Below are 15076 nucleotides of genomic sequence, written 5' to 3' on the forward strand. Positions count from 1 at the left end.
CTTTGGTGGCTTGTTTTTTGCTCTTCATGGCAGTGAATGAGGTACAGCTGTTCCTGACGAATGGCGACACCGATTTTATATATAAGATAAGACCCGCCATCATGATTCTGATGACCATATTCTGGATCGGCGCTACCTTATTCCAGAAGTGGGGTGCACTGGGCTTCCTGCTGCTGACGGCATTGACTGTATCGGTCTTTTACTTTGCCACCGGCATGGAGTATAAGCGTCTGCTGGATATCTTAATGTTATATATCCCATATGAAGGCAAGGTATTGCCAGTGCCGGTAAATATCCTGTTCTCTTTTGCCATCCTGTACTATTACCGCAGAATGGAATGAGTTATCCGGTACAAGATATGATGGGGCAGGAGCTGCGACTGGAAGGTATTCCCAGTCGTATTGTATCTCTAGTTCCTTCACAGACAGAACTGTTATATGATCTTGGCCTGGAGGAGGAAGTGGTGGGGATCACCAAATTCTGCATTCACCCCGAAGCCTGGTTTCGTTCTAAAGCGAGAGTTGGCGGTACCAAGACCGTACATTTCGACAGGGTGCAGGCACTGCAACCCGATCTCATTATTGCCAATAAGGAAGAGAATGTGCAGGATCAGGTAGAAGCCCTGCGTACCATTGCCCCGGTATGGGTAAGTGATATCCGCAGCCCGGAAGATAACCTGGAGATGATACGCCAGATTGGCCTTTTAACCGGAACCAGTCCTAAAGCGGAGGTGATCATACAACAGTTGCAGTCCGACTTTGCTACTTTGCCCTTAGCTAATTGCCTGGGCCGGAAAGTGGCTTATCTGATCTGGTATAATCCTATTATGGCAGCCGGGAACGATACCTTTATTCATGAAGTATTATCCCGCATTGGTTTTGAAAATGTACTTAAGAATGCACCGCGTTATCCCGAGCTGGATATGGAGGCATTACAGCAGCTACAGCCGGAATTATTATTGCTGAGTTCAGAGCCTTTTCCATTTGCCGAAAAACATATTAAAATATTTCAGGAACACCTGCCGGAAACAACAATCATGCTGGTAGACGGGGAGCTGTTCAGCTGGTATGGCAGTCGTATGCTCCATGCTGTGACATATTTTAACGAGTTATTTATTTAATTGGCGAAAAAATATTTTATTTGCGACTTTTTGGCACGTACCTTATTGTAGCACAGAATTTGAGATTGTAAAATTATACTTTAACTTCGCAACACCTTATTTTAACCGCAGGGGTGTTTCGCAACATAAATGCGGCAACCATAACAAACACAGCAAAGATGTTAGGATTTTTATCAAAGCTACTTGGTGGCAGTAAGTCTGAGAAAGATATTAAGAAACTTCAGCCAATCGTTAAACAAGTTAATGAGCACTTCGAAAGTTACCGTTCATTATCTAACGATGAGCTTAGACATAAAACACAGGAATTCCGTGCAAGAATCAGTGAATATTTAACGGATATAGATGCACAGATTGCTGCCCGCAAAACAGATGCTGAAGCGATTGAAGACCTGCATACACGCGAAGCGGTACTGAACGAAGTTGATAAGCTGGGTAAAACAAGAAACGAGAAGTTAGAGGAAGTTCTGGAGCAGATTCTGCCGGAAGCGTTTGCTGTAATGAAAGAGACTGCACGTCGCTTTGCTGAAGGCCAGCCGCTGGTATCTACTGCAACTGAACTGGATAAAGAAATGGTTGCCCAGGGACGTACAAATTTACGTCTGGAAGGAGACCAATCAATATATAATACAAGCTGGCAGGCTGCCGGTGTAGATGTAACCTGGAACATGGTACACTATGATGTGCAGCTGATCGGTGGTACGGTACTGCATCAGGGTAAGATCTCTGAGATGGCTACCGGTGAGGGTAAAACCCTGGTATCCACACTGCCTACTTACCTGAATGCACTTGCCGGCCTTGGTGTGCACCTGGTTACGGTAAATGATTACCTCGCCCGTCGTGACTCTGAGTGGAACGGTCCTGTGTTTGAATGGTTAGGATTAAAAGTAGACTGTATCGACAAGCATCAGCCAAACTCTGCTGCACGTCGTAATGCATATAACGCAGATATCACTTACGGTACCAATAACGAATTTGGTTTTGACTACCTGCGTGATAACATGGTACATCGTCCGGAAGAGATGGTGCAGCGTAAACACCACTTTGCCGTTGTGGATGAGGTGGATAGCGTACTGATCGATGATGCACGTACTCCGTTGATCATTTCCGGTCCGGTACCTAAAGGTGATGATCAGCAATTCCAGTTCCTGAAACCAAGAATTGAGAAAATCGTGGAAGTGCAGAGACGCGTGGTGAACCAGGCCCTGAACGAAGCGAAGAAACTGATTAAAGAAGGTAAAGCGGATAAAGATACCGGCGGTCTGCAATTATACCGTGCCTTTAAAGGTATGCCTAAGAATAGTGCGATTATCAAATTCCTGAGTGAAGAAGGTAACCGCCAGATCATGCAGAAGGCAGAAAACCATTATATCGCAGAACAACAGCGTAATATGCCTAAGGTATATGAAGAGCTGTATTTCTATATAGATGAAAAACAAAATAGTGTAGACCTTACCGAAAAAGGTCTGGCAATGATTACCGGTGATGCAGAAGATACCAGCTTCTTTATCTTACCGGATATCAGCACAGGTCTGGCTGCAATTGAACGCAACAACGAGAGCGAAGAGGTTAAAGCACAACAGAAAGACCTGCTGTTACAGGACTACGCTGCAAAAGCAGACCGTATCCACTCTGTACAACAATTACTGAAAGCGTATACTTTATTTGAAAAAGATGTAGAGTATGTCGTGATCGATGATAAAGTGAAGATCGTAGATGAGCAGACCGGCCGTATTATGGAAGGTCGTCGTTATTCTGATGGTTTACACCAGGCGATCGAAGCAAAAGAAAATGTACACATCGAAGCAGCTACGCAAACCTTTGCGACGGTAACCTTACAGAACTACTTCCGTATGTACCACAAATTAGGTGGTATGACCGGTACTGCCGAAACAGAAGCAGGTGAGTTCTGGGAGATCTACAAACTGGACGTGGTAAACATTCCTACCAATCGTTCTATCCAGCGTAAAGATCAGCAGGATCTGGTGTACAAAACCAAACGTGAAAAGTATAAAGCTGTAATCGACGAAGTAGAAGCACTGCGTGCTATCGGCCGCCCAATCCTGGTAGGTACTACTTCTGTAGAGGTTTCTGAGTTGCTGAGCCGTATGATGCAGCAACGCAAAATTCCACATAATGTATTGAATGCCAAGCAACATGCCCGTGAAGCTCAAGTAGTAAGTGAGGCTGGTTTGCCAGGTGCTGTGACCATCGCTACCAACATGGCGGGTCGTGGTACGGATATTAAACTGGGTGAAGGTGTGAAAGAAGCTGGTGGTCTGGCCATTATCGGTACAGAACGCCATGAGAGCCGTCGCGTAGACCGTCAGTTACGTGGTCGTGCAGGTCGTCAGGGAGATCCGGGTAGCTCACAGTTCTTTGTGTCACTGGAAGATGAACTGATGCGTTTATTTGGTTCTGAGCGTATTGCTGCCCTGATGGACAGAATGGGCCATAAAGAAGGTGAGGTACTGCAACACAGCATGATCTCCAAATCTATCGAACGTGCACAGAAAAAAGTAGAAGAAAATAACTTTGGTATACGTAAACGTTTGCTGGAATACGATGATGTAATGAATGCACAGCGTAACCAGATTTACAAACGCCGTCATAATGCCCTGTTCGGAGACCGCGTAGCGATCGATATCGACAATGCAATGTATGATGTAGCCAGCGACCTGATCGCTCAGTTCCAGGAAGGCATGAAATATGAAGCCTGGACGCTGGAAGTAATCAAACACCTGGCCTTCGAACCACAACTGACTGCAGAGCAGGCTGGCAGCAATAATGCCGCTGAACTGTTATACGATGAGGCGAAAGCTTTCTATCAGCACAAATCCAACACTATGCGTGAGATTATGCTGCCACAGTTCATCAACATTAAAGAGCAAAGCCAGGGTCAGATCCAGTATGTGATGATTCCGTTCTCTGATGGTGTGAAAGGTATGCAGGTGCAGGTAACTCTGGACGAGGCAATTGAAAAAGAGATCAAACCGGTAGTGGAAAGCCTGGAGAAATCTATTACCCTTGCCCTGATCGACGAAGCATGGAAAGATCACCTGAGAGCAATGGACGATCTGAGAACATCTGTACAGATGGCCTCTTACGAGCAGAAAGATCCTTTACTGATCTATAAATTCGAAGCATTCGAACTGTTCAAGAAAATGCTGATGGAGACAAATAAAAGCATTATGTCTTTCTTATTCCGCGCCGGTGTACCGGTTCAGGAAGAACCACAGGAGCACGTACAGCAGATCCCGCAAGAATATGCAGATTTTGAAGAGCTGTTTGATAACAGCCAGGAAATCGATCGTCGTGGTGAAGCATATGCTGCTGATGAAAATGATTACTATACCGAAGATCATGTTGAACCTAAGCAACAACCGGTTTCGGTTGAGCCTAAGATCGGTCGCAATGATCTGTGCCCTTGCGGTAGCGGTAAAAAATACAAACAATGCCACGGTGCACATGCTCCTGAGTAAGTAGCACCCGGTTTTTATGAAAGAGGCGGTAAGCATTATGCTTACCGCCTCTTTTTTGCTTTTAAACTAAACAAAAGTATTGTGGTTAATAGGTGTAGTTATAAAAAGTAACAGATAGAGGAAATAAACAGTACAAAAGTTAGGAGCAAAGAAAAGTGCAGCAATGAAACTGTGTATAGGTTTGTATCTGTAATCAGGTTGCAATCTTTACCGGGAGTAATAAGTCCTCTGAAAGCCTGTATGAAGTGGAAGGGGCGAAAAAAAATCTATATGAAAATTATAAAATTGTTTTGTGCTTTAATGTTTTGTTTCCTTGTAGGATCCTCTTGTGCAATTGCACAAAAGAAGATTGGTGCTATTGAAAATGGCCTGCCGGTACTTAGAACAGATGAAAGCAGGATAAAAAATTTTCTGGTTACTTCTGGATATGCTGCTGTAGAATCTATCAATATAGCCACAGATAACAAAGTGTATGTATTGCAGATTATCGTTGTGTCCAAAGATGGAACGAGAGCATTATTAGCAAAAAAACTACTTAATGAAGGAGGCTCTTTGATTATTGATAATGAAAGTGTTGGCAACGACCTTATGTACAAACATACCTGTTCCGGCAACCCCTGTAGCAATTGTGATTTTACCGGAACTTTTGATATAGGTTGTAAATGTGGTAAAGAAACAAATGGCCGATGCAATCACACCGTTTCATCAGAACTTTCTTTCCCATATCCGGAGTTTTATGCGGCAATAGCTAATTGATCATGTTAAACGTTTGTTTAGGTTGTTTCACATTGAACAAAATAGGAACTGCCTTGTCTATAAGGTAGTTCCTATTTAAATATGCTCCTTTGTAATGCAAATTTTGAGATGATGCACTATATACACCAACTACTAACTGCCACTGTAATTTGCGTTTTGAGTTTGTCTATGAGTTCCTGTAGCTTTTTACAAGCACAGATTCCAGATAACAAATACACAATTACTTCCGAAAAATTAGATGCTATCATTTCAAATAATGATACTAATGTTATTGTGTTATACGCTACATGGTGCGATGGTGCTAAAGAAACAATAGATCAGTTTTATAAAGAAGCACAAGACAGTATTAACAACAAGAAGCTGCATAAGAAAATAGTATTGTTATTAGCTGATGATAAAGTGGATACAGCAGTTTTAGAAAGGCACAGAAGCTGGGGTATGGAGTCGTATTATATTCCATCATCTGGTACGTCTGCAATTGAGCATAGAAGCAGTATAAAACAATTTATAAATCAATGTTTCCCAAAGAACAAAATTGAGTGGTTAGGTATGGGGTTTAAGGTTCCAGCCGAAATTATTGTTGCCCCAAATAAAGTAATTCTAAATAAGAAAGATGATATGCAAGCTACTCGATTTGTTATTGAAAGAATTTTAGGTTTTCCTGTAGGTAAAATAGAAGTGGTGAATGCAAAATGATTAAATAGCAATATCATCCCGTCATAAAAAATAGAATGCCCATTACGGCTTTCTCCGGGGGCAGGAGATGAGTTTTGATTCTTTACGGCATCATTATGAACAGCACTCGGTTGAGGCGCAAAACAGATGGTCAGACAGTCTGGAATCGGCAAACGAAAAACAATTGAAATGATATACCATGCGGTATATCATTTTCTGTTTACGGGCAGCAATTGCAACACTTCGTTTTTGTTTACCGAGCGGTTAACAACATTCACCGAAGTGCTGTTGATGATAAGCTCATGATGCCGATACCTTTGTGCAACAAAAGAACAAAATCCCCCAGATGGGGGTACAAAAAAGAAAATACATCAACCTAATTTTGTACCGTAAATTCCTAATTATGAAGACTCTTCCACTGTTAATGACCGTTGCCGGCAGCCTTAGCATATCCCTGGCTCAGGCACAAACTACTGCACCTCAGATCACCGTTCCGACTGTAGAAGCGGCCGATGTGAGTGCCGTAACGGTTACCGGTACTGTACTGGATGCCAATACAAAACAACCGGTAGAAATGGCCAACGTCGTATTGACAGGCGCCAATAAAAAGCAGTACTTTGCCTATACCGATGAAAGCGGAAAATTTGCTATCGAAAGCGTGCCGAATGGTGCTTATAAATTCTCTGCATATTTTGTAAACTATAAAAACTTTGAACAGGATGTAACCATCAGTTCCGGTACTTCCGATGTAGGTACCGTTAACATGACTACTTCAACTACACTTAAAGAAGTAACGGTTACTGATTTCAAAAAGATAATTGAACAACGCCCGGATGGTATCAACTACAACGTAGAAAATGATAAATCCAATCAGGGTACTTCTGCTACTGATGTACTGCGTAAAGTACCGATGGTAACCGTAGATATGGAAGGTAATGTACAGCTGAGAGGTAATAGTAATATCAAAGTACTGATCGACGGTAAGCCTTCTGAGCTGATGGCCTCTTCTGTAAAAGATGTACTGCGCCAGATTCCTGCAGATAATATCAAAAGTATTGAAGTACTGACCAGCCCTGGTGCCAAATATGATGGTGAAGGTGCTTCCGGTGTCATCAATATCATTACCAAACGTAAATTGGTTAAAGGTTTGAGCGGTACCGTATTTGGTGCACCAAGCTATAATATAGACCGCGATCTGCTGATGGGCCATGTTGGTGCCAACATCAATTACCGTCAGGGTAAATGGGGGGTAAATACCAGTTTCGGTTTCAGCCGCTGGGCTATGGTACTGGACAGCAAAGGTGGTCGTACTGATGCACCTGGAACTGCAAATGAAGCGCGCCTGGAGCAGACGCAGCATATGCTGGGTTATGGTAATTTCGGCTGGAGTAAATTAGGTGCCGATTACCAGATTGACTCCCTGCAGTCTATCCAGGCCAGTGTAAACTATAACCCGGGTACCTGGAACCAGGAAATGCAGACAACAATGTTCTACCCTGCACCGAATAGAACTAACATTTTGCGTGATATTAATCAGAAGAACCCGAGAAATACAGTAGGAGTAAATGCTGCTTATTCTAAAAAATTCAAGAATAATCCTAAACGTACTTTAGATGTACTGGTGGCGTATTCTGCACAATCGATGAACGCTGGATATACGCTTAACAGTACTGATCTGGACAGTAATAAAGTTACGTACAAGGAAATCAATGATAATAAGACTAAAAATAATGAAGCAACCCTGCAGGTAGATTATGTTGAACCATTAAAAGGCAAAAATCAGAAACTGGAGTTCGGGGTTAAAGCGATCAATCGTGAAATCTCCAGTGATTACAGTCTTCAAAATTGGTTTAAGTCTAATGGACAAGCAGATTATGTGGTTGATCCAAGAAGAACAAACTTTTTGAAATATAATCAGCTGGTAGGTGCAGCTTACGGGCAATTGACTACGCCTTTGAGTAAAAAAATAAGCATGGTTGCTGGTGCCCGTTACGAGATTACCCATATTAACGGTAATATCCGTGATAATAATGGTGGTGATTTTACCCTGCCGGTATTCAACAACTTCCTGCCGAATGTGGTATTCATGTACGATCTGAAGAACTTCAATAAACTGAAGCTGAGCTATAACAAACGTATCGAGCGCCCTTCAATCGAATTTGTAAATCCTTATATTGACTACAGTGATCCGCTGAACTGGAAACAAGGTAATGAAAGACTGGTGCCGGAAAGAACGCATAATATTGAACTGGGCTATAGTACTTTTATCGGTCGTTCGAGTATTAACCTGACTGCTTTCCACCGTTATACTGACAATGCTATTGAAGCAACTACAATTGTAGATACGAGTAATGGGATAAGTATGACAAACTACGGCAATATCGCGAAATCTAATATTACTGGTGTTGACCTGTTTGCAAGCAGCACTTTCTTTGGTAAACTGATGATCAACCTGAATGGTAGTGCTTATTACAAACAACTGAACGGTACTATTACAGATAATAAGAACAATCTGATAAAGATTAAAAATACCGGTTGGGAGGTAAGAGGTAATGCTTATGCCAACTATACGATCAATGATAAATTCAGCCTGAACGGTTTCGGTATGCTGAATGGTAATCAGGTACAACTGCAAGGTAATCAAGGCGGATGGTACTACTACTTCATCGGTGCGCAGATGAACATCCTGAAAGGTAAAGGTACAATCGGTGTTGCTGCAGAAAACTTCCTGACGGCTAAGATCGATATCCCGACTACCTACCGTTACCAGAATGCTACTTATGATATGATGACTACCTATGTAGGTCGTGGCGTAAGACTGAGCTTCAACTATAACTTTGGTAAAATGCAGTACGGTAAAGAAAAGGCCGTTAACAACGATGACCTGAAGAAAAACAACTCCGGACAAATGGGCGGAGGAATGGGCGGAAATTAATCTTCCCTGATACAAAAAGAATCATACCTTTTTTTCATACAATCCCTTTTATTTTCTAGGCTGTCTCAATTCTTTGAGACGGCCTTTATTTTTTAGCTTACATCCAAAACCGCATTAGAAATGCATGAAATTTTAAGGCGCAAGTTTCAAACTTGCGCCTTAAAATAGCCGGATGATAAGACCATAAACCAATAGCTCCATTTCACAATGCTCAGTTAGCATAACGAAATGGAGCTATTTTTACACTCAGACTTTTTACTTTTGAATTTCTTAAACTGACTATCCACATTTAGTCAACTATTTTACTTGTCCTTTTGTCCGGCAACAAAAGGACCAAAAATGCCTTTGTTTTCATCAAAGCGATTGCATAGCACTGCCATTTTGTACCGTTGCGTGCCCTGATCGTTTGAGCTTAACGTGTGATCCGCTCGCTGCTCAACGATCGCATCTCCACTCCAAAATGGCTATCGCTGTGATGAAAACAACAAGCGATCCGTACAGTACAGATCGCTCGAAAGGCCTTATAAATCCGGCGTTAATAAAATCATTGGCTCGGTCGATAAAGTCGGAAACCACTGTCTGAGCGCAGCGAGTCTGGTTTGCGACCGACCGACACATTGATTTTTAGCCAGGGATTTATACAGCCTTGATTTTTTGGCGCTACCTTTTGCATCAAGGCAAAAGGTAGCCATAGAAATTAACGCGAGGAAAAAGGCAAATCTTTGTTTCCTGTATGCGGATAATCAATTTTCTTAATTTACCTGGTATTGGTACAGGTCGTAGTAAAAACCTTTCCGCTGCATGAGTTCCTCATGCGTACCTTGCTCTGAAATTTTGCCATCTTCCAGTACCACGATCTGGTCAAAATCCCAGTTCTTAAATATCCGGTGGGTAATGATGATCACCGTCTGGTCTTTTAATTCCTGTTTCAGGTTACGCAGTATAGCCTGTTCCGTGGTGGTATCTACTGCCGAAATAGAATCGTCCAGGATCAGTATCTGGTGCGACTTCAGCAGAGCACGGGCAATACTTACCCTTTGTTTCTGACCACCGGAGAGCATTACTCCTCTTTCGCCTACTACCGTATCATATTGATCCTTAAGACCCAGAATGTCCTTATCTACATGTGCCAGCTGAGCAGCATGTTTGATCTGCCCCTCGGAAATATGATCTTGCGCAAAGGCAATATTATTAGAGATGGTATCTGAAAACAGGAATACCTCCTGAGGTACATAGCTGATCTGCTGGCGCAGAGATTCCAGGTTCCATTCCTTCACATTTACATGGTCGATGCTTATCGTTCCTGCTGCCGGATCGTACATGCGCAACAGCAAATGAGCCAGGGTAGACTTGCCCGATCCTGTTTTGCCCAGAACAGCCACCTTTTGCCCGCGTTTAATGTTCAGCGAGAAATCAGACAATGCTTTAATGCCGGTATGCGGATAAACAAAATCGACATGCTGGAAACTGATATCACCCGCCATTGCTGCCTCACGGCCATCTTCAGGGCTAATGATATCCGGCTGCAATTGCAGGAATTCATTAATGCGTTTTTGAGATGCTGCTGCACGTTGTACCATAGAACTGGTCCAGCCCAGGGTCGATACCGGGAAGGTAAGCATTGTAATGTAGAAGATAAACTCTGCAATATTACCTACCGTAATGGTGCCGTCAATTACTTTCATACCACCCATCAGGATGGTGATGAGCAAGCTGATACCAATAAAGAAGCTCATTAAAGGTACATACCAGGCTTCCGTTTTGGCCAGGCCAATCGTGCTTTTACGATATGATTGTGAGGCATTTTCGAAATTCTGTTGGATATCCTTTTCCTGTACAAATGATTTTACGACACGGATACCGGAAAACGATTCCTGTGCCAGCGAAGTGAGCTGCCCCAGCTCGGCCTGTATCTTGCTGCTTTTTTTATTGATCACAGAATTGATACGGATCATACTGAACGCCAGCAGGGGTAAGGGCAGGAGAGAACAGGCTGCCAGCATAGCATCTACGCGGAACATACCCCAGATAGACAGCGCTGTCAGTACAATAAAGTTCATCGTGTACATAATCGCCGGTCCGGTGTACATGCGTACCCGGCTCACATCTTCCGACATGCGGCTCATAAGGTCGCCCGTGCTGTGCGATTTAAAGAAGGCTGTGCTCAGCTTCTGATACTGGTTATAAATCTCACTCTTCTGATCATATTCTATATGACGGGACATCACGATAATGGTCTGCCGCATGAAGAACATGAAAATGCCGCGGATCAATGCAAAGGAGATCAGCAGTAAACCGCTCACCATAACCATTTTCATAATGAGGGTCACATAATCCTGGCTCAGGGCGGTATCCTTTACCAGTCTGTAGAGATTGATATTGCTGTACACCTGGTCGATGACCGTCCGGATAACTACCGGTGGCAGTACCGCAAAGAGATTGGATATAGTTACGAACAGAATGCCTAAACCGAAACGGAGTCTGTATTTGAAAAAATATTTATTGAGCGCCTTAAGTTCTTTCATCTTGTGTTTAATAATACTTTCACAAAGGTACGTTCCTAAAGTCTTTTGGTTTTGCTAATTTTGTATCATCATTCTATATCAGATAAATCAATATTCCCGTTAAGTAAAATATGAAAAAGAGTATAAGCCTGATCCTGGGCGTACTTATCTGGAGCAGTTGTTCCAAAACATCAGAAGATAAAATGTATACCCCGGAAGAGGCAAAGCACGTACTGGATTCTGCCAAGGCAGAGCGGATAAAATCGATACAGAAAGAGTCGGAGAAAGATCTGGCCATCCGCAGAGAAATTGAATTAAAGCCGATGATCGATTCGCTGAAAAAGCAACAGCATAAAAAGTAGTTTAATCATTTTCTAAATAGCCCATAGCAATTCCTGCCGGGCTATTTTTGTATCTAATCAACTCATTAAAAAACGCTACACATGGACACCGGTAATCAGTTGAAGAAAATTGAGTTTAAGCAGAATGATCTGAAAAGAGGTATACCTCTGGCTGTGGTTTATTTTGTTACCGTATTTACGATTTGCTACCTGATATTTGGCGGCATAATAGGCATGGCAGATGCTGTGAACAATTTCGGTAGTGCAAAGGGAGTAGGGCTTCTGGTTGGATTGGGGTTTCTGGCACCGTTCTTTGTGCTGCGGCATTTTGTAATGCCTAAAAATACAATCGAATTTTATCCGGATAAAATAGCCATATATAAAAACAATAAAGAGGAAACAGTAATCTATTATAGCAACATCGCCGCAATGCAGCTGAATGTAAGCAATATGAACCAGTTGGATATAATGGATGGACAGCAAAATATACTGTATCATATTCAGCCCCAGAACAAACTGCAGGTTTTGAAGGAGACCGTTTCGGAAATTTCAAAATATATTGACCTGCAAAAACAAAAAGGCAGTAAACGTTATTTTGGAAAGAGCATAGAAACCAGTACGTATATAAGAAGAAGGTAAGACTGTTTTTACAACAACATATAAATAAAGGAGTCCGTATACAGGACTCCTTTATTTATACTCTTAATTTATATCCATTCGGCTTAAGCCAGGTTTTTCTTTTTTGCCAGTTCGGCATATGCACCATCCCATAAACGGATGCGGCTTTTCAGCGATTCAATGGTTGCCAGTTCTGCTTCTGCCCATTGTTGCTCATCAGTACCGCACAGGTTGCTGGTCATCTGCAGGGCCAGGTGGCTATGATGGTCGCCATCCACTTCTATGTGGCGCTCCAGGTAATATTTAAAGATAGAGATACTCTCCGGCAGGCTGCGGTACATATCTTCGATAATTGCATGAAACATGCCCGGGATCAGGTCTTCACGACCAAAGGTAAAGATTGCAGATTGCAGATAAGCCTTATTGCTGTTGATAGTATCAAAGGTAAAATTAACGAAGTCTCTGGCTTCCTGTGGAGTATGAGCTGTATCGAAAGCGGTGGTAAAATCTTTTCCGGCTTTCAGTGCATCCAGGAAGGTATGTATTTCTTTGGTATCAGCACCACATTGTTCCATCGCGTCCAGGTACAGTTCAAAATGGCTTTTCTTATTACCATCCTGGTCTATATCCGATTCTTCTCCGGCCACAATTTCATTAATCAGCTGACGGGTTTCACCATCGCCCACCGGGAACCATGGAATGCTGGTACAGGTCAGGTTGTTCTGTAATGCTTTCAGTAAAGACATGAAGTCCCATACCGCATAGATATGGTAGCGCATAAATACGCTGAGGTCTTCAATATTTTCAATCACAGAGTATACCTTATGATTGATGATCTGATCGCGATAGGGCGCAGAAGCCTCCTGGATTTTCTGGATATGTTGATGCATTATAAAAGCCCATTTTAGCAGGCGCGGCAAAATTAAGTGTAAAAACATTGCCACACGTTTTTTTTAATGAAAAAAGGATGACCATCGGCCATCCTTTAAATATAGAAATGAAATATTGTCTATCTGCTGCTCATGCGCACAATCGGCACAATCACTTCTTCCAGGCTTACCCCGCCATGTTGGAAGGTATTCTTGTAATAGTTTACAAAGTGATTATAATTGTTCGGATAACAAAGGAATACATCTCCCTTAGCAAAGATATATTTAGAATTTACATTCGGTTGCGGCAGACCGGCCTGTTTAGGATTGGTGATGTCAAATACATCACGGCTTTCGTACTGCAGGTTTCTGCCATGCTTGTATCGCAGGTTGGTCGTTGTGGTACGGTCACCCACCACTTTACTAGGCGATTTAACCCTTGTTGTTCCGTGATCTGTAGTGATGAAAAGCTGAATATTTTTATCAGCAATTTTCTTCAGTGCGCGATACAGGGGAGAGTGTTCAAACCAGCTGGTAGTAAGGGAGCGGTAAGAAACCTCATCGCTGGCCAGCTCTTTAAGTACCTCCATTTCCGTACGGGCATGAGAGAGCATATCTACGAAGTTATACACGATTACCGTCAGGTCATTCTGCAGGTAGTTATGGATGTTATCTTCCATAGATTTACCATCATCATTATTCGTGATTTTCAGGTAATCCCACTTAAGGTTGTCTAATCTCAGTTTCTGTAACTGACCTTTTAAGAATGTTTTTTCATGCAGATTTTTGCCACCATCTTCATCGTCGTTCTTCCACTCATTAGGATATTTTTTCTCAATCTCCAGCGGCATCATACCCGCAAAGATTGCATTACGGCTATATTGCGTAGAGGTAGGCAGTATGCTGAAAAACATATCTTCATCTTCAGTGCGGAATTGCTCATTAATGATTGGGGCAATTGTTCTCCACTGATCAAAACGAAGGTTATCAATCAATACCACGAAGGTAGGGCGATCTTTGGTCAGGTATGGAGCGATCTTGTCGGCAAATACATTGTGCGACATGATCGGGATATCCTTAGTCGTTTTATTGATCCAGTCCAGGTAATTGCGGGATACGAATTTGAAAAATTCGGTGTTGGCTTCCACTTTCTGACTGTTGAATACCTCCAGCATTTCCGGACTGTCACTTTTGCTCATTTCCAGCTCCCAGTATACCAGTTTTTTATACAGGTCCTTCCATTCACCCAGATCGGGGTTAGAGTTTAGGGTCATAAACAGGTTACGGAAATCTTTCTGGTATTCCGTAGTTGTCTTTTCAGAAACAAGTCGTTTGCCGTCAAATATTTTCTTTAAAGAAAGTAATACCTGGTTTGGATTTACCGGTTTGATCAGGTAATCAGAAATCTGGCCGCCGATGGCCTCTTCCATAATATTCTCTGCCTCGTTTTTGGTTACCATAATAACCGGCAGGCTGGGGTAGAGCGTTTTGATCTGGCTCAGGGTCTCCAGGCCGGTCATACCGGGCATACTTTCGTCCAGGATGACCACTTCTGCCTGATGGCTTCTCAGGTGTTCCAGGGCATCGTAACCATTCGTAAACGGGGTAACTTCGTAACCTTTATTTTTCAGGAATAATATCTGCGATTTCAGTGATTCGATTTCATCATCGACCCAAAGAATATTTGAATTCATATAGTTGTGGATTGTTTTCTTGTTTATAGCTTATAGACGTTAAATATCAAACATTTATTTTACTTTAAGTACTAATAAAAATACA

At 42.4% G+C, this 15076-nt stretch carries 11 protein-coding genes; 8 read left to right on the forward strand and 3 right to left on the reverse strand.

Translation table 11 applies throughout. The annotated features are described in order from the left end of the window. Nucleotides 1-26 precede the first annotated feature (26 nt). From FTD44_RS15385 to FTD44_RS15410, 6 genes are all read left to right on the forward strand, one after another. Nucleotides 27-341, forward strand: coding sequence for a hypothetical protein (locus FTD44_RS15385; protein WP_129021947.1), 315 nt, complete (start codon nt 27-29; stop codon nt 339-341). Beyond that, nucleotides 338-1120, forward strand: coding sequence for an ABC transporter substrate-binding protein (locus FTD44_RS15390; protein ID WP_222167269.1), 783 nt, complete (start codon nt 338-340; stop codon nt 1118-1120). Before FTD44_RS15385 ends, FTD44_RS15390 begins: the two co-directional genes overlap by 4 nt. 158 nt (nt 1121-1278) lie before the next feature. Beyond that, on the forward strand, nt 1279-4599 hold the full coding sequence (secA, locus tag FTD44_RS15395) for a preprotein translocase subunit SecA (RefSeq protein ID WP_222167270.1): 3321 nt from the start codon (nt 1279-1281) through the stop codon (nt 4597-4599). A gap of 270 nt (nt 4600-4869) precedes the next feature. Next, nucleotides 4870-5355 (forward strand): hypothetical protein, encoded by a 486-nt coding sequence (locus tag FTD44_RS15400; RefSeq protein WP_222167271.1) that lies wholly within the window; start codon nt 4870-4872, stop codon nt 5353-5355. Nucleotides 5356-5463: 108 nt separating this feature from the next. Next, the gene (locus FTD44_RS15405; RefSeq protein ID WP_222167272.1) at nt 5464-6051 is read left to right on the forward strand and encodes a hypothetical protein; all 588 of its coding nucleotides are present in this window, start codon (nt 5464-5466) and stop codon (nt 6049-6051) included. Between the two features lie 382 nt (nt 6052-6433). After that, entirely contained in the window at nt 6434-8965 is a 2532-nt protein-coding gene (locus tag FTD44_RS15410; RefSeq protein WP_222167273.1) for an outer membrane beta-barrel family protein, read from the forward strand. Between the two features lie 752 nt (nt 8966-9717). Here FTD44_RS15410 and FTD44_RS15415 read toward each other — a convergent pair. Continuing rightward, a complete protein-coding gene (locus FTD44_RS15415) occupies nt 9718-11490 on the reverse strand; it encodes an ABC transporter ATP-binding protein (protein ID WP_222167274.1) in 1773 nt (590 codons plus the stop codon). Between the two features lie 110 nt (nt 11491-11600). Here FTD44_RS15415 and FTD44_RS15420 point away from each other — a divergent pair, with 110 nt between their 5' ends. Both FTD44_RS15420 and FTD44_RS15425 read left to right on the forward strand, forming a co-directional pair. Further along, nucleotides 11601-11831, forward strand: coding sequence for a hypothetical protein (locus FTD44_RS15420; RefSeq protein ID WP_129021954.1), 231 nt, complete (start codon nt 11601-11603; stop codon nt 11829-11831). 81 nt (nt 11832-11912) lie between these two features. Then, nucleotides 11913-12449: a hypothetical protein gene (locus FTD44_RS15425; RefSeq protein WP_222167275.1), complete on the forward strand. Its 537-nt coding sequence runs from the start codon at nt 11913-11915 to the stop codon at nt 12447-12449. Nucleotides 12450-12532: 83 nt separating this feature from the next. Here FTD44_RS15425 and FTD44_RS15430 read toward each other — a convergent pair whose 3' ends face one another. Both FTD44_RS15430 and porX read right to left on the reverse strand, forming a co-directional pair. Next, nucleotides 12533-13318: a DUF3050 domain-containing protein gene (locus tag FTD44_RS15430; protein ID WP_222167276.1), complete on the reverse strand. Its 786-nt coding sequence runs from the start codon at nt 13316-13318 to the stop codon at nt 12533-12535. Between the two features lie 119 nt (nt 13319-13437). After that, the gene (porX, locus tag FTD44_RS15435) at nt 13438-14991 is read right to left on the reverse strand and encodes a T9SS response regulator signal transducer PorX (protein ID WP_222167277.1); all 1554 of its coding nucleotides are present in this window, start codon (nt 14989-14991) and stop codon (nt 13438-13440) included. Between the last annotated feature and the right edge of the window lie 85 nt (nt 14992-15076).

It is taken from the genome of Edaphocola aurantiacus (assembly GCF_019797745.1).
In the GTDB taxonomy this organism is placed as follows: Bacteria; Bacteroidota; Bacteroidia; order Chitinophagales; family Chitinophagaceae; genus Edaphocola; species Edaphocola aurantiacus.